The organism is Arthrobacter sp. CJ23 (assembly GCF_024741795.1).
Taxonomy (GTDB): Bacteria; Actinomycetota; Actinomycetes; order Actinomycetales; family Micrococcaceae; genus Arthrobacter.
Genome location: NZ_CP102950.1, coordinates 2,973,123 through 2,996,133, shown reverse-complemented (window position 1 = coordinate 2,996,133; position 23,011 = coordinate 2,973,123). Strand labels below are relative to the sequence as shown.

Here is a 23,011-nt window from a genome sequence, read left to right as displayed (position 1 = left end):
GCAGCGGCTGTTGCCCAGTGCAGGCAGCCATCCATCCATCGGAAGTCAGATTCACAAGAAATTGAGTTCAGTAAATCTGCATGGTCGAGCCATGACGCAGCCGCACGTCCGTACGTTGCCACCCCGGGAACGCAGCACCGATACCGTTTTCCGAGGAGGCGCCCAATGATCATGTACTCGCTCATGATGCTCACGGCCGCCGTGGTGTCCTATGCCGCAACGTGGGGAGCGCGCGCGCTGGGGAACAGTCTTCGCCTGTACCGTCCCATCCGCAGCCGGGACATGCACTCGGAGCTGATTTCCAAGCTGGGCGGGCTGGGCATCTTTTCCGGCTTCCTGGTTGCGCTTGTCCTCTCGAGCAACTCGTTCTTCGTAAAGGACATCTTCGCCCACAACGATGCCCCGTGGGGGATCCTGGCCGGTGCCGTGGTGATCGTCGCTGTGGGTGTCGCGGATGACATCCTGGACATCCGCTGGTGGATCAAGCTGCTCGGTCAAAGCGCAGCGGCCCTGATCGTGGCCGTGTGGGGCGTGCGGATGGCGGTCATCCCGTTCATCCCGGAGCCCATCGTCATCGAGTCGGAAATCGTCCGGATCGTGCTGACGGCCGGCCTGATCGTCACCACCATGAACGCCGTCAACTTCATCGACGGACTGGACGGCCTGGCGGCGGGTGTGGCGGCGATCGGCGGCGTGGCCTTCTTCCTGACCGCCTACTGGGTCCACCGGAACAACCCGCAGACCGATAACTCCGACCTCGCCACCCTGCTGATGGCGATCCTGGTGGGCAGCTGCATCGGCTTCCTGCCGCACAACTGGTTCCCGGCGAAGATCTTCATGGGGGATTCGGGTGCCATGCTCATTGGCCTCCTCATGGCCTCCGCTGGCATCGTGGCCACCGGCCAGATCAGCTCGGGCCTTTATGACCGGGCCAACGGTATCCCCACCATCATCCCGATCCTGCTCCCGTTCGCGGTGCTGTCCATGCCCCTGCTGGACTTCGGCCTGGCGGTGATCCGCAGGACAGCCCGTGGGCAGTCGCCATGGTCCGCGGACAGGGGCCACCTGCACCACAAGCTGGTGGACCTGGGGCATTCGCACCGCGCCTCCGTGGTGATGCTCTACGTCTGGACGTGCATCCTGGCCTTCGGCGGCGTGGCCTTCGCCGTCTACCCGTGGCAGCTGGTGCTCACCGTGGACCTGGCTGCGGCCTTCGTCATGGCCGTCGTGACCGCCTGGCCGTATTTCACGAAGAAATCCTCGGGTCCGCCAACCGAGGCATGACGTCCGCGGTTATGGTCACAGTTCTATCTCATGTAGAATTCAAGGCGCGGACAGTCACTCGCCCGTGCACCCACTCTTGAGAACATGGCACTCGTGCCACGACGATTGGTTCCCCCATGTCATCCAACGCCGGCCCCGGACGCTTGTCCGGCAAACGCACTGTTGGAGTCGGCGGATCCATCTCGTCGCTGTGGCTCCGGCTGCTGTTCCTGAGCTCGACGGCGGCCGTGCTGGCACTTGCTGCCACCACCGTAGTCGCGGCGTTCATGAACGGCGGGCAGGGAGCACTCTCCGCCGCCTTCGGCGGCGGACTGGTCATGGTTTTCTTCGCCATCAGTCTTCTTATCGGCCACTTCGTGGGGCGGAACAATCCCTCGGGTGCCGTCGGCCTTTTCGTCGCCACCTATTTCGTCAAGGTGATCGGCTTCGCCGTGGTCCTCTTCCTGATCGGCGCCCCAGCCTGGCTGCACGGCCGCTGGTTCCTGATCGGCGCCGTCGTCGCTGTCGTTTTCTGGCAGGCGGCCGAAATCTACGGCTTCAGCAAGGCCCGCCTGCAGATCTACCACGACCCAGCGGACAGCAAGGGCGGCGATGATGTTCAGGCGTAAGCGCAGCAGCAAAGCCACCCTCACCGCAGGCTCCAAGGCAGCCGGAACCGCCGATGCGGCCGGGGACGGAAATGACGGCGGATACAACGCCGGCATCGCCGTCTTCAGCTACATCATTGGCGGGATCATTGTCTGGAGTTTGATAGGCTGGGGTCTGGATAATCTGTGGGGAACCCGCTGGATTGTGCTCCTTGGCGCTCTGCTGGGAGCCGCGGGAGGGTTCTATCTTTCACATATGCATGGCCTCACCAGTCAACGGTCTTCTTCTGGCGAGAGCAACGCAGACAGCGGTCCGTCCAAGGACGGGGACAGTAATGCCAAATAATTTCACATGGGAGAAGGCTGCTTTGTGTGCCGCCGGATCCCCACCAACGCCCAATGATGGACACTGCAGAGAGGAAACGCGTTGATCGCGCTTGCGCTCCCGGCCCAGGATTCAGGGACCTTCACTCCTCCCGGAATCGACGAAATGCACCTGCCGGCTATCCTGCCGTGGGGTGCGCACGACGGATTCTCCAAGCAGATGCTGCTGGTTATCCTGTCGGTCGTCATTATCGCTACATTCTTCATCCTCGCAGCACGCAAGCAGCAGCTGGTTCCCGGCAAACTGCAGTTCGCAGGCGAGATGGCCTACGGCTTCGTCCGCAACAGCATCGCCAAGGACATCATCGGCGGCAAGGACTTCATGAAGTACGTCCCGCTGCTGTTCAGCCTGTTCTTCTTCATCTTGGTGAACAACATCTACGGGGCCATTCCCGTGATCCAGCTCCCGAGCTTCTCGCACGTCGGCGGCGCCTACGTACTGGCCGGCATCGTGTATGTCACCTGGATCGCCATCGGCATCAAGAAGAACGGCCTCAAGTACTTCAAGCTCGCAACGGTTCCGTCCGGCGTGCCGTGGTACATCCTGCCGATCGTTGTGCCGATCGAAATCATCTCGAACTTCCTGGTTCGTCCTGTCACGCACAGCCTCCGTCTGTTCGCCACCATGCTGGCAGGACACCTGATCGTGATGCTCGCAGGCTCCGGTATCGAATTCCTCGTCATGCAGGAAAACGTCCTGCTGAAGGGCGCTTCGGTCCTGGTGCTGGTCGGTGCCATCGCCATGTACATGCTCGAGGCCCTGATCATGGCCTTGCAGGCGTATGTCTTTACGCTGCTGACCGCGATCTACATTGAAGGCGCACTCCACGCCGACAGCCACTAGGCTCACCCAAAGCTTCCCCTCAGGGGGATGAAGCAACCCAAACAACCTGCCGCACGGGCGGCATCTTGAAAGGAAGAAAAATGGAAGGCACCATCAACGGCTCCCTCAACCTCATCGGCTATGGCCTGTCGGCTATCGGCGGTGGTATCGGTGTGGGTCTCGTGTTCGCCGCTTACATCAACGGTGTTGCACGTCAGCCGGAAGCCCAGCGTGTGCTCCAGCCGATCGCGTTCCTTGGTCTGGCACTGACCGAAGCACTCGCCATCCTCGGCCTGGTCTTCGCTTTCGTTCTTTCCTAATCCTTAAGAACCAAGCGAAAATCCACACACGAGTAGATAGGACGGGTGAACCATGAATCAGCTGATCATCTCAGCCGCCACTGAAGGCGCCGCGTCGCCCAGCCCGCTCATGCCCAATGTTTGGGAAATGGGCGTCGTCCTGGCCGGCTTTGCAGTCCTCATGTTCATCGTGGTCAAGTTTGTTGTCCCGATGTTCGAGAAGACGTTTGCAGAGCGCGCCGAGGCGATTGAAGGCGGCATTGCCAAGGCTGAAAAGGCCCAGGCCGAAGCTTCTGCTGCGCTCGAAGAGTACAGGCAGCAGCTCGCCGAAGGCCGGGCTGAAGCCAACAAGATCCGCGAAGAAGCCCGCGCCGAAGGCGCCCAGATCCTTGCGGACCTGAAGGCCAAGGCTGCTGTCGAGTCTGCACGCATCACCGAGCAGGCACACGCCCAGATCGAGTCCGAGCGCCAGGCAGCTGTCGTTTCGCTCCGTGCTGAGGTAGGAACCCTGGCCACCACGCTGGCTGGCCGCATCGTTGGGGAGGCGCTCAGCGATGACGAGCGTTCCGCACGCGTTGTGGACCGCTTCCTGGCGGATCTGGAGACCCAGAGCGCAGGTGCAGCTAAGTAATGGCAGGTATATCGAGCGAATCGCTGACCACGGCGCTGGCGCACTTGGAAGCCAAGCTTCCCACCGCCTCGCTGCAGTTGGCTAAGGACCTCTTCGGAATCCTGGGAACGGTGGACAGCTCGGCTGGCTTGCGCCGCGCCCTGACTGACCCGTCCCGCAGCGGAGACGAGAAGTCGGCGCTGGTCAAGCAGCTGGTTGGCGGAAAAGTCTCCGCTGATGCTGCTGAAATTGCAGGCGGATTGGCCAGCTCGCGCTGGGCATCGGCACGCGATATCGGCGATGCACTCGAGACTCTTGCCGCCACGGTGGTCATTGCCGTAGCTGAAAACAAGTCGGCCGTTTCTGCCTCCGGTATTACGGGGCTGGAAGAGCTGGAAAACGATCTGTTTGCATTCAACCAGACCGTCGCTTCCAGCCACGAAGTACAACGTGCTCTGTCTGAGCCGCAGGCATCCGCCTCGGCCAAGGTTGCACTGGCCGAGAAGCTTGTTCCTGGCATCAGCGAGGAAGCAAAGGTTCTCATCGGCCAGGCAGTAACACAGCCGCGCGGTGTCAAGCCGAGCAAGCTCGTCGATTCTTTCGCCAAGCTTGCAGCCAAGCGTCAGCAGCGCTGGATCGCAACTGTCAGCGTTACCCGTCCGTTGACGGAAACGCAGGCCAGTCGTCTGCAGGCCGGGCTGGATGCCCTGTACGGCCGCGAATTGAAGGTCAACGTCAATGTTGATCCTGCGCTGATTGGTGGAATCCGGGTCCAGGTAGGCGACGAAGTGCTTGACGCTTCGCTTGTTGCCCGCTTGTCCGAACTTCGCCGCCAGCTCGCTGGCTAGCCAGACAAAGCACAACTTAACTGATATAAAACCCGGTCATCGTGAGCAACGATGATCACGAAAACAGGAGAGCAGGGACTGCAGATGGCCGAATTGACCATCAACGCCGACGACGTCCGTAATGCGTTGAACGAGTTCGCGGCGTCCTACGAACCCGGAAACGCAGAGCGCGTAGAGGTTGGTCGTGTGACCGCCGCAAGTGACGGCATCGCCCGTGTTGAGGGCCTTCCCTCGGTCATGGCGAACGAGCTGCTTCGCTTCGAAGATGGCACCCTGGGCCTGGCCCAGAACCTTGACGTCCGCGAAATCGGCGTCATCATCCTCGGCGACTTCACGGGCATCGAAGAAGGCCAGGAAGTACACCGCACCGGTGAGATCCTGTCCGTTCCGGTTGGCGACGCCTTCCTGGGTCGCGTTGTTGACCCGCTGGGCCAGCCGATCGATGACCTCGGTGAGATCAAGGCTGAGACCACCCGCGCACTGGAACTCCAGGCCCCGGGCGTCACCGAGCGTAAGTCGGTTCACGAACCGATGCAGACCGGCCTCAAGGCCATCGACGCCATGATCCCGATCGGCCGTGGCCAGCGTCAGCTGATCATCGGTGACCGACAGACCGGCAAGACCGCAATCGCGGTGGACACCATCATCAACCAGAAGGCCAACTGGGCTTCGGGCGATGTCACCAAGCAGGTCCGCTGCGTCTACGTCGGTGTTGGCCAGAAGGCTTCCACCATCGCCGCTGTCCGCCAGACCCTGGAAGACCACGGCGCGCTGGAGTACACCACCATCGTGGCGTCCCCGGCATCCGACCCCGCCGGCTTCAAGTACCTTGCACCGTATGCAGGCTCGGCCATCGGCCAGCACTGGATGTACGGCGGCAAGCACGTTCTGGTCATCTTCGACGACCTGTCCAAGCAGGCCGAAGCCTACCGTGCAGTTTCCCTGCTGCTCCGCCGTCCGCCGGGACGCGAAGCCTACCCGGGCGACGTCTTCTACTTGCACTCCCGCCTGCTGGAGCGTTGTGCCAAGCTCTCTGACGAGCTCGGTGCGGGTTCGATGACCGGTCTTCCGATCGTCGAAACCAAGGCAAACGACGTCTCCGCGTACATCCCGACCAACGTGATCTCCATCACCGACGGTCAGATCTTCCTGCAGTCGGACCTCTTCAACGCCAACCAGCGCCCCGCTGTTGACGTCGGTGTGTCCGTGTCCCGCGTGGGTGGTGCTGCACAGGTCAAGTCCATGAAGAAGGTCTCCGGTACCTTGAAGCTGGACCTGGCCCAGTACCGCGACATGCAGGCATTCGCGATGTTTGCGTCGGACCTCGACGCCGCATCCCGCCAGCAGCTCACCCGTGGTGCCCGCCTGATGGAACTGCTCAAGCAGGGCCAGTACTCGCCGTTCCCGGTCGAGGACCAGGTTGTGTCCATCTGGGCCGGTACCAAGGGTTACCTGGATGACGTTCCGGTTGAGGACATCAGCCGCTTCGAGTCCGAGTTCCTGGAGCACCTCAAGCACAAGTCCTCCATCCTGACCACGCTGGCACAGACCAACGTCCTGGATGACGACACCGCCGAGGCCCTGAAGTCCTCGATCATCGCCTTCAAGAAGGGCTTCTTCGGAGAGGGCGACAACCAGCTGGTTGGCGCAGGCCACGAGGAGCACGAAGCGATCTCGGGCGGCGACGTCGACCAGGAAAAGATCGTCAAGCAGAAGCGCTAGTTTCGTTGCTCTGGCCTGCCGGGGTCCGCAAGGGCCCCGGCAGGCCAGCACATCGAGAACTTAGGAAAGGATAAGTATGGGAGCCCAGATTCGGGTCTACCGTCAGAAGATCAGCTCGACGACGTCGATGCGCAAGATCTTCAAGGCGATGGAACTGATCGCTACCTCGCGCATCGGTAAGGCCCGCGCCCGCGTAGCAGCTTCACTGCCTTACGCGAACGCGATTACCCGTGCCGTTTCTGCTGTCGCGACTCAGAGCGAAATCGACCACCCGCTTGTCACCGAGCCGGAGCAGATCCGCCGCGCCGCCGTCCTGGTAATCACCTCGGACCGTGGCCTTGCAGGTTCCTACTCCGCAAGTGTGCTCAAGCAGGCCGAAGGCCTCACCGAGCTTCTTCACGCAGAAGGCAAGGAAGTCAAGGCGTACCTTGTCGGCCGCAAGGCACAGGCGTACTTCGATTTCCGCAACCGTCCCTACGCCCGCGTTTGGACCGGCGGCACGGATGCACCGGAGTTCGAAACCGCGCAGGAAGTCGGAGCCGCGCTCCTCGAAGACTTCGCCACGAGCTTCGAAGAGGGTGGCGTGGACGAGATCCACGTTGTCTACACCCGCTTCAAGTCCATGGTGACGCAGGAGCCGACGGTTATCCGCCTGCTGCCGCTTGAGGTCGTTGAAGAGGAAGCAGCCTCGGAGTCCGAGTTGCTGCCGCTGTACGAATTTGAGCCGGAAACCGAGCAGGTCCTTGACGCCCTGCTGCCGCGCTACATCGAGTCCCGCATCTTCGCAGCCATGCTGCAGGCAGCAGCTTCCGAGCTCGCAGCCCGCCAGCGTGCCATGAAGTCGGCCGGTGACAACGCTACGGACCTGATCAAGAAGTACACGCGTCTGCGCAACACGGCCCGTCAGGCCGAGATTACGCAGGAGCTTTCCGAAATCGTGGCCGGCGCCGACGCCCTCGCGTCCTAGCCGGTACAGGATTCGGCTCGAAGCCGCACCTGCACCAAACAGATAAACTTAACCCCACGCCATCTACTGAGTGAAGTGAGAGAGATGACTGCCACAGCTACCGAACACGTAGCCGCAACGGCCGGTGCCACCGGCCGCATTGCCCGTGTTATTGGCCCGGTTGTCGACGTCGAATTCCCGGCTGACGCAATCCCCTCGATTTACAACGCACTGACCACTGAGATCACCCTCAACGGCCAGACGAAGACCATCACGTTCGAGACCTCCCAGCACCTGGGTGACAACCTCGTCCGCGCCATCGCCCTGCAGGCAACCGACGGCCTCGTCCGCGGCACCGTCGTGCAGGACACCGGTGCCCCGATCTCCGTGCCTGTCGGCGACGGCGTCAAGGGCCACATCTTCAACGTTCTCGGCAAGCCGCTGGACGTCGACGAGTCCGAGATCAAGGCTGACGCCTACTGGCCGATCCACCGCAAGGCCCCGGCCTTCGCGTCCCTCGAGGGCTCCACGGAGATGCTCGAGACCGGTATCAAGGTCATCGACCTTCTCACCCCGTACATCAAGGGTGGAAAGATCGGTCTGTTCGGTGGTGCCGGTGTCGGCAAGACCGTTCTGATCCAGGAAATGATCACCCGTGTTGCCCGCAACTTCGGTGGTACTTCCGTGTTCGCCGGTGTGGGCGAGCGTACCCGTGAAGGCAACGACCTCTGGGTTGAAATGGAAGAGGCAGGCGTCCTCAAGGACACCGCCCTTGTGTTCGGCCAGATGGATGAGCCGCCGGGAACGCGTCTGCGCGTGGCACTGTCCGCCCTGACCATGGCGGAGTACTTCCGCGATGTGCAGAACCAGGACGTGCTGCTCTTCATCGACAACATCTTCCGCTTCACCCAGGCAGGTTCCGAGGTTTCCACGCTGCTCGGCCGCATGCCGTCCGCCGTGGGTTACCAGCCGAACCTTGCTGACGAGATGGGTCTGCTCCAGGAGCGCATCACCTCCACCAAGGGCCACTCCATCACCTCGATGCAGGCCATCTACGTTCCCGCAGATGACTACACCGACCCGGCTCCGGCAACGACCTTCGCACACCTCGACGCGACCACGGAACTTTCCCGTGAAATCGCCTCCCGTGGTCTGTACCCGGCCGTTGACCCGCTGACGTCGACCTCCCGTATTCTGGACCCCCAGTACATCGGCAAGGATCACTACAACACGGCTGTCCGTGTCAAGCAGATCCTGCAGAAGAACAAGGAACTCCAGGACATCATCGCCATCCTTGGTGTCGACGAACTGTCCGAAGAAGACAAGATCGTCGTGTCGCGTGCACGCCGCATCCAGCAGTTCCTGTCCCAGAACACCTACACCGCCAAGCAGTTCACCGGCGTCGAAGGCTCCACCGTGTCCATCAAGGACACCGTGGAAGGCTTCACCGCCATCTGCGACGGCGAGCTGGACCACATTGCAGAGCAGGCGTTCTTCAACGTCGGTGGCCTGGATGACGTCGAGCGCCAGTGGGCCAAGATCCAGGAACAGACCAAGTAGCATGGCCGAGCTTGAGGTTGAGATTGTCGCGGCGGACCACTTCGTGTGGTCCGGTGCGGCCAAGATGGTCAAGGCCCGCACCAGCGATGGTGAAATCGGAATCCTGCCGGGCCACTCGCCCCTCTTGGCCATCATGGCCGAGGGCGAACTGGCAATCCAGCCGGTTTCCGGTGACCGTATCTCGGTAGCAGTCGACGGCGGATTCTTCTCCGTCGACAACAACCGCGTGGTCATTGTTGCTGACAACGCCCAGCTGGGCGAAGCGGCTACAGCGGGGATCCGATAGCACGACCTTGATGGACGACTCTCTTATTCCGTTCATCGCACTGGCAACAGCGCTTGCTTTGCTGATTTTCACACTGTGCCTGTTCGGGGTGCGCCGCTTCAATCTGCGGCGCGCCCTGGGCACGGTCGACGCCTCCATTTGCACGGCTGGAAACAGCTGGCAGATGGGGGTTTGTCGTTATCAGGACAATGAACTCGAGTGGTTCCGGCTGTTGTCATTGAGCGTGATCCCCAAGCACAGATTCCGCCGCAGTTCCCTCGAGCTGCTTGGCCGCCGCAAACCCACAGAGGAAGAGCTGGTCAAGATCCAGCCCGGAGTGGTTGTGGTGGAACTCCAGTATGAAGGCGAGAAGTTCATGCTCGCCATGAACTTCGATGCCTACGCCGGGCTGTCGTCCTGGCTCGAGGCGGGTCCGGTCATCGGCGTCGGCACCTGGCGCTAGCCGTTATGGACACGTTTTTCGACCTCAGCCTGGTGGACGGCCCGCTGCTGTGGTTCAGCCTGGCAGCCGGCGTCATTGGCGCGGTCCATTTGCTGTGGAGGCGGAAGCTTTCCTGGGCCCTGTTTGTTGCCGGAGCCTTGCTGGCCGCCGTGGCAATCGTCGCATTGGTCCACTGGCTCCTGATCTACGTCTTCTCGGCCTTCCCGGAGCATCTGCCGATCGAGATCCTTGCCTGGTCCGTGCCGGCCGTCGCTGCGGTGCTGCTGTTCGCCCTGCGCCTGCGGCGGAACACCTGGCCTGGCCGGGCCGCCAGCGCCTTGGCAATGCTGGGCGTGGTGCTTTTGAGCGCCGTCCAGATCAACATCTACTTCGGCCTCAACAACACTGTGGCAGACCTTGCGGGCACGGCCGTTGCCCGCATTCAGCCCCTTGAGGACAGCCTCAAGAAGCAGCCCGGAAGCCCTGTCCGCCCCGCTCCGGCAGCATGGACTGCCCCCGATTCCATGCCGTCCGGCGGGATCCTCCGGCGGGCGGAAATCCCCGGAACGATCTCCGGGTTCACCTCCCGGGAGGCCTTCGTCTACCTCCCTCCGGCCTACCAGACTGCTGCACGCCCCGCGTTGCCCGTCCTGGTGCTCTTCTCCGGGCAGCCCGGCGGTCCATCGGACTGGCTCAGCGGCGGCCGCCTGCGCGCCGTCCTGGACAAGTTCGCTGCCAACCACGGGGGATTGGCCCCGGTCACCGTGGTGGTGGATCCCAACGGCAGCGGCAGTGCCAACACCATGTGCATGGACAGCCGGATCGCGCAGGCCGACACCTACCTGTCGCAGGATGTCCCCGCCTGGATCCGGGCGACCCTCGACACCAACCCCGACTCCTCGCAGTGGGGCGTGGGAGGCTTCTCCTTCGGCGCCACCTGCGCCGTCCAGATGGGCACCCGCCACCCCGCAACGTATCCTTCCGTGCTCGCCTTCTCGGCCGAGCAGGAACCTGCCCTGGCCAAGGACCGGAGCAAGACCATCGCCGAATCCTTTGGCGGCGATGTTGCGGCCTTCGAGTCGCTGACGCCCCTGGCGGTGATGGGGCAGCGCCAGTACCCCGGCAGTGCCGTGTACTTCGCGGCCGGGGCCACGGACCATGAATTCATCGGCTACATGGAAGTCCTCGCGAAGGCGGCCCGTTCTGCCGGCTTCACCGTGGAGGAACACAGCATCGCCCGGGCCGGGCACTCCTGGGACACCGTGGTGAAGGGCATGCCGGAGGCCCTGGACTTCCTGGGCGGGCGTTGGGGCATCCCCAAATGACTGAACGTCCCAACGCCGGCGGCCCCGGCGCCGGTCCTAGCGCCGGGCCGAGCTCCGGCGGCCCCGGCCGCGGTGGTGCCGGTGCCCGCAGCCTGTGGTTCAACGGAGTGTTCCGCCCCGCGGCACGGCAGGCGCTCGGCCATCTGCGGGCCATTCCCTTCACCCTGACGGTGATCGCGGTGATGGTGGCGGTGGCTGCGTTCAGCGGGAGCTTCCTGGGCGGCCCGCCGGAGTCCTGGTTTTCCGTTGCCGGAGTGACGGCCAGCGGGCTGAAGTCCGGGCAGTGGTGGACCATCTGGACGTCGATCTTCTTCGCGACGAACCCCCTCGCCCACGTGACCGCAGGCTTGATGATCTTCCTGCTGCTGGGCCTTGCAGAGCGCCAGCTCGGCTTGTGGCGGACAGTTGTGGCTTTCCTCGGCGGCCAGTTCGCGAGCGTGTCGGCCTTCCTGCTGCTCACCCAGCTCGCCCGCTACGCCGGCGACGACTGGCTGGGCGGCATGGTGGAGACCAGGCTGATCGGACCCTATGCCGCGGTGCTGGCGGCAACCCTGACCGCGAGCGGGCTCTTGCCCACGCTGTGGCAGCGGCGCCTCAGGGCAACGGCGCTGTCCCTCGCATCCCTCCTGCTCCTGTATGTCGGCCATCCGGAAACGGTGGTGGGCTTCCTCGGTGCGCTGCTGGGGCTTGCGGGCGGCTGGTGGATCCAGAGCGACCACGGCAAGCTGCACCTGCACCGCTCCACGGGCCGCGAAGTCCGGAACCTGCTGGCCCTGACCATGGCCATCTTCGCAGTGGGGCCCATTCTGACCGCGGCGGCGAAGAGCCCGTCCGGTCCGCTCGCGCTGCTGCGGGACGTGGTCCTCAACCCGTTGCCCACGCTCTCGCAACTCGAAAGCAACTGTGGCGGCACCGTGGATGCCGCGTGCCTGGAGCTTGGACGCCAAGGCTACACGGGGCCCTTCGGCCTGGCCCTGGCCGTGGTCCCCGTGGCCCTCCTTCTGATCTGCGCCGACGGCATGCGCCGGGGGCGGCGCCTGGCGCTGGGACTTGCCATTGGCGTCCAGCTCATGGTGGTGGCGCTCTCAACCGTCTACCTCACACTGTTCGCCAGCATCCCGCACCACCCGGGACGCCCGAAGGGCATGCTGAGTTCCGGCGTCGTGCACATCCTGCCCCTGGTCCTGGTGCCGCTGGCCCTCGCAGTGCTGCTTTTGGCCTACCACGGCCACTTCCGGGTCCAGTCGGCGGTGGCCCTCCGACGCCGGGTGTTCTGGCTGGTGGGCCTTGCGTGGCTCGTCCTCGCCGGCGGCTATGCCGCGGCGTGGACCGCGGCGGGCGGCATGACGCGCGACGGCGGTCTGCTGGGACTGGTGGCCGAACTCGCCAGGCAGTACTTGCCGGCGCCCATTCCCAACGGCTACCGGAAGGTTTTCGCGGACCGCAACGCACTGGAGGGGATCCTGTTCGCCTCCTCCGGTACGGTCTTCTGGCTGCTCGCGCTGGCCGCTGTCTGGGTGCTGCTCCTTCGGCGCCACCATATTGGCGGCCTGGACCGGGAGGACCGGAACGAGGCCAGGGATCTGGTGAAGACCGGCGGGGATTCCTTGTCCTGGATGGCCCTCTGGGAACCGAACAAATACTGGTTCAGCACGGACCGCTCAGCAGGCGTCGCGTACCAACAGCACGGCAATGTTGCCCTGACGCTGGCCGGGCCGTTCGGACGCCGGGATGCTCACGAAGCGGCCGCCTTGGAATTCCTGGAGTTCTGTTCCCAGCACGCCTTGGTTCCGTGCCTGTACTCGTGCACGGATGAGCTCTGGCCGCTGCTGGAGCAGCGGGGCTTCCGCCGGGTCGCCGTGGCGCAGGAAACCCGGCTCAGCATCCGCGGGCTGGCGTTCAAAGGCAAGGACTGGCAGAACGTCAGGACGTCCCTCAACCGCGCGGAAAAGATGGGGATCACCGCCGTCTGGGGGAGGTACTCGGCCCTCCCTCACCATCTGCGCACCCAGCTGGGCGAGGTTTCGGAGGAATGGGCTGCCCAGAAGCGGGTCCCCGAGATGGGCTTTACGCTGGGCGGCCTGGACGAACTCATGGACGACGACGTGCTGTGCTGTGTAGCAGCGGACCAGGACGGGCATGTGTACGGCGTGACCTCCTGGCTGCCTGTCTTTAGAGACGGTGCCGTGGTCAGCTGGACGCTGGACTTCATGCGGCGGCGCGGGGACGGCTTCCCGGGCGTGATGGAATTCCTGATCGCCTCGGCCATCCTGGAACTGCGGTCCTCCGTGGAAACCATCTCGCTGTCCGGTTCGCCGCTGGCCCGCGAGAAGGGCGAGATTGAGCAGCGGGCCGAGGGCCTGGCCGGCATCCTGGAGCTTGTGGGCCGGGCCCTGGAACCCGTCTACGGCTTCCGCTCGCTGGCCACGTTCAAGTCGCGATTCCAGCCCGAGTACCGGACCCTGTATCTGTACTACCAGGATCCTCTGCAGCTGCCGGCAATAGGCCGGGCCCTCAGCCAGGCGTACCTGCCGGGATTGTCCGTCCGGCATTCCGCCAGGCTATTGCGGAGCCTGGTCGGCTGAATTCCGGGCCGCCAGCGGCACACCGTATTTCAGCTGGGGTAAATATGTATTACTTAATTGCTGCGCAATCAGACATGTTTGTCGTAAGCGGCCTTAAACAGAGCCGCCCCGGCACAAAGGCCGGGGCAACCCCATTGCTGAACGTGCCTGCGGCAGAATTCAGCGGCTCAGACTAGACGACGGTAACGCCGGTTGCCTGCGGGCCCTTGGCGCCCTGGCCGATCTCGAACTGAACGCGCTGGTTCTCATCAAGGGTCTTGAAGCCACCGGTCTGGATCTCGGAGTAGTGGACAAAGACATCGCCATCCGCGTCGTCCGGGGTGATGAAGCCGAAGCCCTTTTCAGCGTTGAACCACTTCACGGTTCCCAGTGCCATTTTTTCTCCTCATTGTGGAACGTAGGCCGATACACCGCGCACCGGCCCTGGTTACTTCGCGAGAAGACCTGGTTTTCCGCCCAGGCTTGGCCTGTTTGGTTCTGCAGGAGCTTCACGCTCGCAACGCGTCTTGCGAGCATGAATAACACCTACACAAAGACTGCTACAACACTTTCATGGGGCGTGCTGGAGGTCAACGGTCTGCCCGGGAATTCCGGAAAATTTTAGGTAAAAAGAAGGTAACGGCGGAATGGGCGGCCGTGCAGTCGGGAAAGATGCCATTTGACGTCAAAGAAGGCAAGGGAAAGCAACAATGTGAATGCCGCAGGAGGCAGCAGGAAGACTGCGTCAGGCGAGCCAGCTGCCGTTGCGCATAACGGCAGTCAGGCCCAGCTCCTTGTCCGCCACGACAATATCAGCGCGCAGTCCGCGGCGGAGCCCGCCCACCTCATCGGCCAGTCCCAGCACTCCTGCCGGGACCGCCGTTGCCGACAGCACGGCGTCGCTGATGTCCACGCCCGCGGCGACGGTTCGGCGCACTACCTCCAGCATGGTGGCCGTGCCTCCGGCGATGGAACCGGTGGCATCGAGCGTGGCCACGCCGTCGGTGACCGTCACGGGTGAGGGGCCCAGCATGTAGTTGCCGTCCGAGAGGCCGGCGGCAGCCATCGAATCGGTGACCAGGAGGATGTTGGCCGCCCCCACCAGCTGGAAGACGGTGGCAACGGTGGCGGGGTCCAGGTGGGTATCGTCGGCGATGAGCTCCACGATCGCCTTGCCCTGCTGTGCGGTACGCAGGCAGGCCGCCACCGGGCCGGGGGAGCGGTGGTGCATGGGCGGCATGCCGTTGAAGAGGTGGGTGACCGTGGGCAGCGAGCTGACGCCGTCGAACCCTGCGGACTCAAGGCCTTCGCGGGCCGCCGCAAGGGACGCTGCGGCCGTGGCGTCGTCGCAGTCCGTGTGCCCCAGCGACGGCGTGACTCCGTGGGAGGTCATGAGGTCCACGAGCGCCGCGGCGCCGGGCAGCTCCGGGGCATAGGTCATGGTTGCCAGCTTGCCCGCGGCAGCCTCGACCAGTTCGTTCATGAAATCGAGGTCCGGTTCCAGCAGGAAGGCCGGGTTCTGCGCACCGCAGCGGGCGTGGGACAGGAACGGGCCCTCGAGGTGGATACCGGCGACCAGTCCCTCGTTGGCCAGCTTCACATAGAGTTCGATGCCACGCAGCAGATCCTCGCGCGGGGCCGTGACCATGCTGGCCAGGAACGTGGTGGTGCCGGAGCGGTGCAGAAAATCGACGGCCGTGCGGGCGGAGGATTCCTCGCCGCCGGGGAAGTCACCGCCGTTGCCGCCGTGGCAGTGCACATCCACCAGGCCCGGCAGAATGAACCGGTCCTGGGGAAGATCCAGCCAGGTCTCTTCCGGGAGATCGCTGAAACCCTCGAAATCGGCGGGGTCAAAATCCGCGGCGGGCCCGGCGAAGGCGATCCGGTCGCCGTCGACCGCCACCAGACCGTCCTCGACGATCACGCCGTCGCTGACTAGTGTCCCCGTCACCAGATGGCGGCTGGGCGCAGGGACAGATTCAGGCTGGTCAAGGACAGTCATGGCACTAATTCTAGTGTCCCGGAGCACACAGCCTACTAGTGTCCCGGAGCACACAGCCTAGAAGAGCCGCGACTCGCTGTCATCCACGCCGCGCATGGCGTCATAGTCCAGCGTCACGCAGTCGATGCCGCGGTCGTTGGCCAGGACCTTGGCCTGCGGCTTGATCTGCTGGGCGGCGAAGATGCCGCGCACCGGCGCCAGCAGGGGATCGCGGTTCAGGAGCTCGAGGTAGCGGGTGAGCTGCTCGACGCCGTCGATGTCGCCGCGGCGCTTGAGCTCGACCGCCACGGTGGCCCCGGCGGCGTCACGGGCCAGGATATCCACCGGACCGATCGCGGTGAAGTATTCACGGCGGATCAGGGAGTAGCCGGTGCCAAGGGTTTCGATCTGCTCGGCCAGGAGGCGCTGCAGATCGGCTTCCACGCCGTCCTTGATGAGGCCGGGATCGGTGCCAAGATCATGGGAGGTATCGTGCAGCTGCTCATAGATGTTGATGATCAGCCGGTCGTCGGTCTTGGCCGACTGCACGGTCCACTGCTCCACCACGCCTTCCTCCACCTCGGTCTCCTCGGGCGTGGTCACGCGCAGGGAAGCCGGCGGGCTCATCCAGTTCAGCGGCTTGTAGGAGCCGCCGTCGGAGTGCACCAGGACGGAACCATCGGCTTTGACCAGCAGGAGCCGGGTAGCGAGGGGGAGGTGGGCCTTGAGCCGGCCAACATAATCAACAGAACAACGGGCTATGACGAGTCGCACCAGCCCAACTTTACCGTCTGGCAGTCCCGGGCTTTGGCAGAATGGAGGCATGCCCCGTTCCAACCGCCCCCGCCGCCCCCTGTCAGCCACCCGGACGTCAAAGGGCGGCAGCAAGCACACCGGGGACGTTCCGGAGCTGGACCTTGAGCGCGCCCGGTCCGGGATCGCCCGCCGGGAGAGCGCCCCCGACGGAGACTGGATGGTGCGCAGCATCACCGCCAGGAACGCGGAGAAACAGTACATCTGCCCGGGCTGCTCGACGCCGATCCTCCCCGGGATCGCGCATCTGGTGGTCTGGTCGGACAGCCATTTGTTCGGCGAGGCCGCCGGGCTGGCCGAACGGCGCCACTGGCACACCAACTGCTGGACGGGACGCACATACCGCTACCGCTGAGCACTTAAGCTTGGAAGCATGACTTTCGATCCCGCCACCTTCGTTTTCAGCCCGCAGGATGCCGCCTCGGCGATCCGGGCCGCCACGGTCCTTCCGGCGCGCCGGGAAAACGTCGAGTTCACCACCGAGGACGGCAAGGTTCTCCTGGGTGAGCTTGCCCTGCCGGAATCGGGGGAGATCACCGCCACGCTCATCACCCTCCACCCGCTGCCCACGCACGGCGGCTTCATGGATTCGCACGTCTACCGCAAGGCCTCCTACCGGCTGCCCGCACTCGCCGGCGTCGCCGTCCTGCGCTTCAATACGCGGGGCACGCACTCGCCGCGCGGCACCAGCCAAGGCCAGTTCGAGGAAGGCATCGGCGAGCGCTACGACGTCGAGGCCGCCGTCCGCTTCGCTGTCGAACGCGGACTGCCCAACCGCTGGCTTGTGGGCTGGTCCTTCGGCACTGAACTGGCCCTGATGTATGGCGCCGTGGAGCCCGTGGCCTCGCAGATCGAGGGGGCGGTCCTGCTCTCCCCGCCGCTGCACCGCGCCACGGACGTGCACCTCAAGGAATGGGGCGCCTCGGGCAAGCCGCTCACGGTCCTCGTGCCGGAGCACGACGACTACCTCCAGCCCGTGGAAGCCGAGGAACGCTTCAGTCTGGTGCCACAGGCCAGGATCCTGGGCGTGGACGGGGCCAAGCACCTCTGGGTGGGCGAGAAGTACGCTGCCCGGGTGCTGGATGAGATCGTCGACGACGTCACTGCTGCGGGTGCCGGTCCGGAGGGTCTTCCCCGGGAATGGGCCGGAGCGGTGGCCACGGCGCACTGAAGCTCTAGTGCCGGTCCTGGCGGGCGATGAACACCTCTTTGATCAGCAGCATGATGGCGGCCGCCGTCGGGATCGCGATCAGGGCACCCAGCACCCCCAGGAGGCTGCCGCCGGCAATGACCGAGATCACGGCAACGGCGCCCGGAACGGCAACGGCGCGCTGCATGATGCGCGGGGAGATGAAGTAGGCCTCGAACTGCAGGTAGGCGAAGTAGCAGATCGCGTAGATGACGGCCGTCTGCCAGCCCACCGTCAGCGCCACCAGGATCACGACGATCGCGGCGATCATCCCGCCCACCAAGGGGATGAACGCCAGCAGGGCCACCACGAAGGCGAGCAGGACGCTGAACGGGATGCCCAGGATGCTCATGACAATGAAGGCGAAGAGCGCGTTGAGCAGAGCGACGCAGGCCTGGCCAATGACGTAGTTGCCCACTGAGCGCGTGATCGCCTCGGACAGGGCCTCGACGCGCGGGCGGCGCGACCTCGGGGCCAGGCGGTAGGCCCACTTTTTCATGGACGGCAGGGCGGCCAGGAAGTAGAGGCTCAGCACCAGGACGATGAGGGTGCCGAAGATTCCGTTGGCCACCGTTGAGCCGAAGCCCACCACGCCGCCGAAAATGCCGCCCATGGCCTCGGGGTTCTTGACGAACTTGTCCAGTTCCGCCGTGATGCGCTCGCGGACGCCGAATTGGCTGTCCAGGGAACGGAAGAAATCGGAATCCAGGAATCCGCGGATCCAGTCCGGCGCCTGGCGGACGATCTCAGAGACCTGTTCCACGATGGTGGGGATCAGGGTGGCGAAGAATCCGGCGACGCCGAGCACCAGGGCGGAGACAGCGATCAGGATGCCGGCGGGCCGGGGCAGCTTGCGGCCCTCAAACCAGCGCACTACCGGATCCAGGCCCAGGGCGATGAACAGCGCCGCCACAATCCACAGCAGCAACTGGGCTGTGTTGATGCCGATGTAGTAGAGAAGCAGCGCGGCACCCACGCCTGCGGTTCCCAGGAAGCCTACGTACAAGGGGTGCTGGGCCGAGATCTTCGGCCCGGGGGAGCCAAAGCGGTCCTCGTCCTGACCGGGCTCGAGATGCTCCTCTTCGGGAGGCATCTCGAAACGGACCCTGGTCCTGGCGCCGGGGATCGGCTGGCGCAGTTTGCGTGCCACGGAGGCCAGGCGTGCCTGCACTCCGTCCCCCTTGGTTCCGGAGCCTTCCGTGGACGCCGGCCCGTCAGCCGTGCCGGGCTGTTCGGCGGGGCTCGGGTGCTTGTGCTCGTTCACGGGGATCTGCTGCCTTTTCGCTCCGCGGCCATGCCCTCGGCAGGCCGGTTTTCATGATCATCGCCACAGTACCAGCAGCCCCGAATGGCGCTTCCGCAGCGCGCTGGCGCGGCCTGGAATGCCATTGCGCTCATGCCCGGATCAGGCTCCTTCGTAACAAAACGGTTACCCTAGAACTTCAACGACCGCTGATGATAGGTATTCCTGTGCGATTGAAGACTGCAGCCACGCTGGCTCTGCTGGGCCTCCTGGCGCTGCTGGCCGGCATCGGCCAGCTGACTTTCTGGGCCCCCGCCGAGACCGTGACCGTTTCGGCCCCCGGCGACACGAAAGCCGCCCCGCTGACCGTGATCGACGAGAAGCTGATCGCCCTTCACGGCGGTGCCATGAAGATCAACATCAAGGGCGAAGGAAACTTCCTGGTGGCCACCGGCCGCCCGGACGACGTCGACGCCTGGGTGGGCAAGACCGCCCACACCACTGTGACCGGAGTGTCCGAGGACCAGAAGTCCCTCCAGGTTGCCTCCACCGAGGGCGAGGCCACCGCGCCGTCACCGGCGGGCTCCGATCTGTGGGTCACCGTAGAGAACGGCAGCGGCGAGCTGGACTACACCTGGAACCCGCCGGCCGGCGGCGACTGGACGCTGCTGCTTGCCAGCGACGGCACCAAGGCCGCGCCGTCGTCGATCTCCATGACGTTCCCCAACAAGGCCACCATGCCGTGGGCCGTGCCCCTCATCGTGCTGGGCATCCTCGTCATCCTTGCCGGCCTGGCCTTCCCGTTCCTGGCCAGGTTCCTCAGCGAGCGGCGTGGCAAGGGCAAGGGCCCCGACGGCGGCACCCCCGAAGGCGGGTCCGGACCGGAAGCGGCCCGGACCGGCGACGCGCAGCCCGAGGGCCGCCGCGGCCGGGCCGCAGGATCCAACGGGCAGGCGCTGCGGGTATCCCTCGCCGCCGGGCTCGCAACCGTGCTTGTTGCCGGCTCCGCCGCAGGCGCACAGGCCACCACCACGCCCGCGCCGAGCCCGGCGCAGGGCAGTTCCTCCGCCGCTGCCGAGGAAGCGCCGGTAGTGCCAGTACTGCTGGACGCCCAGCTCAAGCGGGTCCTGGAGCAGGTGGCCAGCGCAGTCGCCGCCGGGGACGCCGCACGGGACGCTGCCAAGCTGGCGCCGCGCGTGGACCAGATGGAACTGCAGGTCCGCACCCAAAACTACAAGATCCGTTCATCGGTATCCGCCTATGAGGCCCGCATGCCTGTCCAGGCAAGCAAGCTGCTCAGCAGCGTGGTCACCACCCAGCGGAGCTGGCCGCGCACCGTGCTGGCCGTGACCCAGGGCGAAGGAAACGTGGTTCCCCAGGTCCTGACGCTCACCCAGGTCTCGCCTCGGGAGAACTACAAGCTCACCGCCAGCGCCCCGCTGCAGCCCGGAACCACCTTCCCGTCCATTCCCCGCGACGGCACCGCTTCCGCTGACCCCGCAGGCAAGGACGGGCTGGCGTACAGCGGAACCGAGGCCCTGGCGGCCCTCGCGGACCGCCTGACCACCGCCGATTCCGCCTTCAAGGACAAACTGGTCGAGACGGGTTCCTCGCCGTACATCGCCGGCGCCCTGGCCTACCAGGCGGACACGATCGCAGCCGGGACCAGCGCGACCTTCAAGGTCACGCACACGCCGGTGCCGGCGCTGACGTCCGTCCTGCGGACCTCCGACGGCGGTGCCCTGGTGATCGGGCGGCTCGATTTCGCGCTCGACGGCACCCCGAAGGCCTCCGGCGACAAGCTGCTGCTGGACGATGACTCCGCAGTGTTCGCCGGCGGCAAGGAAACCACCACGGGCATGGTCCTGACCTTTGCCGAGTCCGTGGCGGTCTACATCCCGCCGGCGGGTTCGACCGAACCCATGAAGCTGATTGCCGCCACGCGCGGCCTGGTGGGCGCCAGCTTCAAGTAGGACATGAGGCTGCCCTGGCAGCGGCTAGAGTTGACCGTATGAGTTCGCCCGGATCCCGTCCCGTCACTCCAGCCGCTGCCAGCCAGCTCAACCTGCGCGGCGCCGTCGACCTCTCGTCGCTGAGGCGCCCGGCGCCCGCCCCGCCGGCGCCTTCCGCCCCGCCGTCGCCTGCGGGAACCGGCAGCGCCACCGAACCCCCTGCCGGCCGATCGCCGCTCCGCGTCGAAGCCGGCGAAGAGAACTTCCAGGACCTTGTGCAGCTTTCTGCCCAGGTCCCGGTGGTCTTCGTCCTGTACTCGCACTATGCCCCGGAATCGCCGGCATTGCTGGACACCATGGAGCAGATTGTCGAGGGCTTTGCCGGCAGGCTGGTGCTGGCAGCGGCCGACGTCGATGCCTTCCCCCAGCTGGCACAGGCCTTCCAGGTCCAGGCCGTCCCCACCGCCATCGCCGTCCTCAAGGGGCAGCCGGTTCCGCTGTTCCAGGGCGCCGCCGAGGAGGAACAGGTGCGTCCGCTCCTCGATGAACTCCTCACGGTCGCCGAGGCAAACGGTGTGACTGGAAGCATCGGCGGAGCCGGTGGGCAGGGGCCCGCCGAGGCGCCCCCGCTGGCGCCGCTGCACCAGGCCGCCTTCGATGCCATCGAGGCCGGCGACTACGCCGCAGCCGCCACCGCCTTCCGGCAGGCACTGGCCGAGTCGCCCGCCGACGCCGAGGCCAAGGCCGGGCTGGCCCAGGTGGAACTGATGGGCCGCCTCGAACGGCTCTCCGCCCCCGAGGCCGAGGCCCTGCGCCAGCTGGCGGCCCAGGAACCGGACAATGCCGAAGCGCAGCTCGGCGTGGCCGATCTGGACATCTCAGGCGGGCATATCGAGGACGCCTTCCAGCGGATCATCACGTACATCAGCCGCAACTTCGGCGCCGAGCGGGAAGCCGCCCGTGTCCGCATGCTGGAGCTCTTCGACGTCGTGGGCACCTCCGATGAACGGGTTGCCAAGGCGCGCCAGGGGCTCGCCCGGGTCCTGTTCTAATGGCCCCATCCGCACTCTTCACACCGCTCCGGCTGCGTTCACTCACCCTCCCGCACCGCGGCTGGGTCTCGCCCATGTGCCAGTACAGCTGCCACCCCGAAACCGGCGAGGGCGTGCCGAACGACTGGCACCTGATGCACCTGGGCTCCTTTGCCACCGGCGGTGCCGCGCTGATCCTCACCGAGGCCGCCGCAGTAAACCCTGCGGGGCGGATCAGCCCCCTCGACGCCGGGCTGTACTCGGACGCGCAGGCGGCGGCCTGGGAGCGGATGGTGCACTTCGTCCACCGGCACAGTGCCGTGGACGGCAAGATCGGCGTCCAGCTGGCACATGCAGGCCGGAAGGCCTCCACCTACTGGCCGTTCTCCGGGAAGTCCGGTTCCGTTCCGGCGTCCGACGGCGGCTGGACCACCGTGGGCCCGTCCACTGAGGCTTTCGACGGCTATGCGGTTCCCGAAGCCATGGGCGAGGAAGACATCCAGGACGTCATCGCCGACTTCGCCGCGGCCGCCACCCGTGCCGTGGACGCGGGCTTCGACACGGTGGAGATCCACGGCGCGCACGGCTACCTCCTGCACCAGTTCCAGAGCCCGCTCATCAACACCCGCACGGACGCCTGGGGCGGCAACGAGGAGGGCCGGAACCGGCTCATGCTTGCCGTGGTGGACGCCGTCCGGGCCGTCATTCCTGACTCCATGCCCCTGTTGCTGCGCATCTCGGCCTCCGACTGGGCCGAGGGCGGCGTGGACATCGGCGCCTCCGTGCGGCTTGCCCGGACGGCGGCCGAACACGGCGTGGACCTGGTGGACGTGTCCAGCGGGGGAGCCGTGGCGCACCAGGAGATCAAACTCGGCCCCGGATACCAGGCCGGCTTCGCCGAACGGATCAAGCGGGAAGCCGGGGTGCCCGCCGGGGCCGTGGGGCTGCTGACGTCGCCCGGGCAGGCCGAGGCAATCGTGTCCCAAGGCCGGGCCGACGCCGTCTTCATTGCACGTGCCGCCCTGCGCGACCCACACTGGTGGCTCCGGGCCGCCCACGAACTGGGGCACAACATTGCGTGGGTTCCCCAGTACCAACGGGCGATTCCCCGGCACGGTTTCTAGGCCCCGAGGCTAGGCTGGA

Annotated in this window: 23 protein-coding genes; 19 read left to right on the top strand and 4 right to left on the bottom strand. The window is 65.3% G+C overall.

The genetic code is table 11. The annotated features are described in order from the left end of the window. The first annotated feature begins 165 nt into the window (after positions 1 to 165). From NVV90_RS13380 to NVV90_RS13315, 14 genes are all read left to right on the top strand, one after another. Positions 166 to 1,284, top strand: coding sequence for an MraY family glycosyltransferase (locus NVV90_RS13380; protein ID WP_258437763.1), 1,119 nt, complete (start codon positions 166 to 168; stop codon positions 1,282 to 1,284). A 116-nt stretch (positions 1,285 to 1,400) separates the two neighbouring features. Further along, positions 1,401 to 1,892: a hypothetical protein gene (locus tag NVV90_RS13375; RefSeq protein ID WP_258437762.1), complete on the top strand. Its 492-nt coding sequence runs from the start codon at positions 1,401 to 1,403 to the stop codon at positions 1,890 to 1,892. After that, the gene (locus tag NVV90_RS13370; protein ID WP_258441172.1) at positions 1,879 to 2,217 is read left to right on the top strand and encodes a hypothetical protein; all 339 of its coding nucleotides are present in this window, start codon (positions 1,879 to 1,881) and stop codon (positions 2,215 to 2,217) included. Before NVV90_RS13375 ends, NVV90_RS13370 begins: the two co-directional genes overlap by 14 nt. A gap of 81 nt (positions 2,218 to 2,298) precedes the next feature. Then, a complete protein-coding gene (gene atpB / locus NVV90_RS13365; RefSeq protein WP_258437761.1) occupies positions 2,299 to 3,099 on the top strand; it encodes a F0F1 ATP synthase subunit A in 801 nt (266 codons plus the stop codon). An 80-nt stretch (positions 3,100 to 3,179) separates the two neighbouring features. Then, positions 3,180 to 3,398 (top strand): ATP synthase F0 subunit C, encoded by a 219-nt coding sequence (gene atpE / locus NVV90_RS13360; protein ID WP_011775261.1) that lies wholly within the window; start codon positions 3,180 to 3,182, stop codon positions 3,396 to 3,398. Between the two features lie 52 nt (positions 3,399 to 3,450). Beyond that, complete coding sequence (locus tag NVV90_RS13355) at positions 3,451 to 4,008, top strand: F0F1 ATP synthase subunit B (RefSeq protein WP_258437760.1); 558 nt, start codon at positions 3,451 to 3,453, stop codon at positions 4,006 to 4,008. Next, positions 4,008 to 4,835, top strand: a complete 828-nt coding sequence (locus NVV90_RS13350; protein ID WP_258437759.1) for a F0F1 ATP synthase subunit delta — start codon at positions 4,008 to 4,010, stop codon at positions 4,833 to 4,835. Before NVV90_RS13355 ends, NVV90_RS13350 begins: the two co-directional genes overlap by 1 nt. An 84-nt stretch (positions 4,836 to 4,919) precedes the next feature. Beyond that, entirely contained in the window at positions 4,920 to 6,557 is a 1,638-nt protein-coding gene (atpA, locus tag NVV90_RS13345; RefSeq protein ID WP_258441171.1) for a F0F1 ATP synthase subunit alpha, read from the top strand. A 76-nt stretch (positions 6,558 to 6,633) separates the two neighbouring features. After that, entirely contained in the window at positions 6,634 to 7,524 is an 891-nt protein-coding gene (locus NVV90_RS13340) for a F0F1 ATP synthase subunit gamma (RefSeq protein WP_258437758.1), read from the top strand. Between the two features lie 84 nt (positions 7,525 to 7,608). Beyond that, positions 7,609 to 9,063, top strand: coding sequence for a F0F1 ATP synthase subunit beta (atpD, locus tag NVV90_RS13335; RefSeq protein WP_258437757.1), 1,455 nt, complete (start codon positions 7,609 to 7,611; stop codon positions 9,061 to 9,063). Position 9,064: 1 nt separating this feature from the next. Continuing rightward, positions 9,065 to 9,349, top strand: a complete 285-nt coding sequence (locus NVV90_RS13330) for a F0F1 ATP synthase subunit epsilon (RefSeq protein WP_207614746.1) — start codon at positions 9,065 to 9,067, stop codon at positions 9,347 to 9,349. Positions 9,350 to 9,359: 10 nt separating this feature from the next. Next, entirely contained in the window at positions 9,360 to 9,791 is a 432-nt protein-coding gene (locus NVV90_RS13325) for a DUF2550 domain-containing protein (protein WP_258441170.1), read from the top strand. 5 nt (positions 9,792 to 9,796) lie between these two features. Then, positions 9,797 to 11,095 (top strand): esterase family protein, encoded by a 1,299-nt coding sequence (locus NVV90_RS13320; RefSeq protein WP_258437756.1) that lies wholly within the window; start codon positions 9,797 to 9,799, stop codon positions 11,093 to 11,095. After that, positions 11,092 to 13,680 carry a bifunctional lysylphosphatidylglycerol flippase/synthetase MprF gene (locus NVV90_RS13315; protein ID WP_258437755.1) on the top strand — a complete coding sequence of 863 codons (2,589 nt, stop codon included), beginning with the start codon at positions 11,092 to 11,094 and terminating at the stop codon, positions 13,678 to 13,680. The genes NVV90_RS13320 and NVV90_RS13315 overlap by 4 nt, the downstream gene beginning before the upstream one ends. A 172-nt stretch (positions 13,681 to 13,852) precedes the next feature. On the opposite strand, the gene NVV90_RS13310 is transcribed toward NVV90_RS13315, so the two are convergent. From NVV90_RS13310 to nucS, 3 genes are all read right to left on the bottom strand, one after another. Next, entirely contained in the window at positions 13,853 to 14,056 is a 204-nt protein-coding gene (locus NVV90_RS13310; protein ID WP_017199737.1) for a cold-shock protein, read from the bottom strand. Between the two features lie 348 nt (positions 14,057 to 14,404). After that, positions 14,405 to 15,661 (bottom strand): N-acetylglucosamine-6-phosphate deacetylase, encoded by a 1,257-nt coding sequence (locus NVV90_RS13305; protein ID WP_258437754.1) that lies wholly within the window; start codon positions 15,659 to 15,661, stop codon positions 14,405 to 14,407. A 57-nt stretch (positions 15,662 to 15,718) separates the two neighbouring features. Beyond that, positions 15,719 to 16,414: an endonuclease NucS gene (nucS, locus tag NVV90_RS13300; protein ID WP_258437753.1), complete on the bottom strand. Its 696-nt coding sequence runs from the start codon at positions 16,412 to 16,414 to the stop codon at positions 15,719 to 15,721. Between the two features lie 49 nt (positions 16,415 to 16,463). On the opposite strand from nucS, the gene NVV90_RS13295 reads away from it, so the two are divergent. After that, positions 16,464 to 16,808 carry an ATP/GTP-binding protein gene (locus NVV90_RS13295; RefSeq protein WP_258437752.1) on the top strand — a complete coding sequence of 115 codons (345 nt, stop codon included), beginning with the start codon at positions 16,464 to 16,466 and terminating at the stop codon, positions 16,806 to 16,808. 18 nt (positions 16,809 to 16,826) lie between these two features. After that, entirely contained in the window at positions 16,827 to 17,624 is a 798-nt protein-coding gene (locus NVV90_RS13290) for an alpha/beta hydrolase (RefSeq protein ID WP_258437751.1), read from the top strand. A gap of 4 nt (positions 17,625 to 17,628) precedes the next feature. Here the strand turns inward: NVV90_RS13290 and NVV90_RS13285 are convergent, their stop codons facing one another. Then, the gene (locus tag NVV90_RS13285) at positions 17,629 to 18,813 is read right to left on the bottom strand and encodes an AI-2E family transporter (protein ID WP_396125402.1); all 1,185 of its coding nucleotides are present in this window, start codon (positions 18,811 to 18,813) and stop codon (positions 17,629 to 17,631) included. A 284-nt stretch (positions 18,814 to 19,097) separates the two neighbouring features. Here NVV90_RS13285 and NVV90_RS13280 point away from each other — a divergent pair, with 284 nt between their 5' ends. Genes NVV90_RS13280 through NVV90_RS13270 form a run of 3 tightly spaced genes read left to right on the top strand, consistent with a single transcriptional unit; the run spans position 19,098 to position 22,992 of the window. After that, on the top strand, positions 19,098 to 20,858 hold the full coding sequence (locus tag NVV90_RS13280) for a hypothetical protein (RefSeq protein ID WP_258437749.1): 1,761 nt from the start codon (positions 19,098 to 19,100) through the stop codon (positions 20,856 to 20,858). A gap of 38 nt (positions 20,859 to 20,896) precedes the next feature. Next, positions 20,897 to 21,889: a tetratricopeptide repeat protein gene (locus NVV90_RS13275; protein ID WP_258437747.1), complete on the top strand. Its 993-nt coding sequence runs from the start codon at positions 20,897 to 20,899 to the stop codon at positions 21,887 to 21,889. Continuing rightward, positions 21,889 to 22,992, top strand: a complete 1,104-nt coding sequence (locus NVV90_RS13270) for an NADH:flavin oxidoreductase/NADH oxidase (protein WP_258437746.1) — start codon at positions 21,889 to 21,891, stop codon at positions 22,990 to 22,992. The genes NVV90_RS13275 and NVV90_RS13270 overlap by 1 nt, the downstream gene beginning before the upstream one ends. Positions 22,993 to 23,011 lie beyond the last annotated feature (19 nt).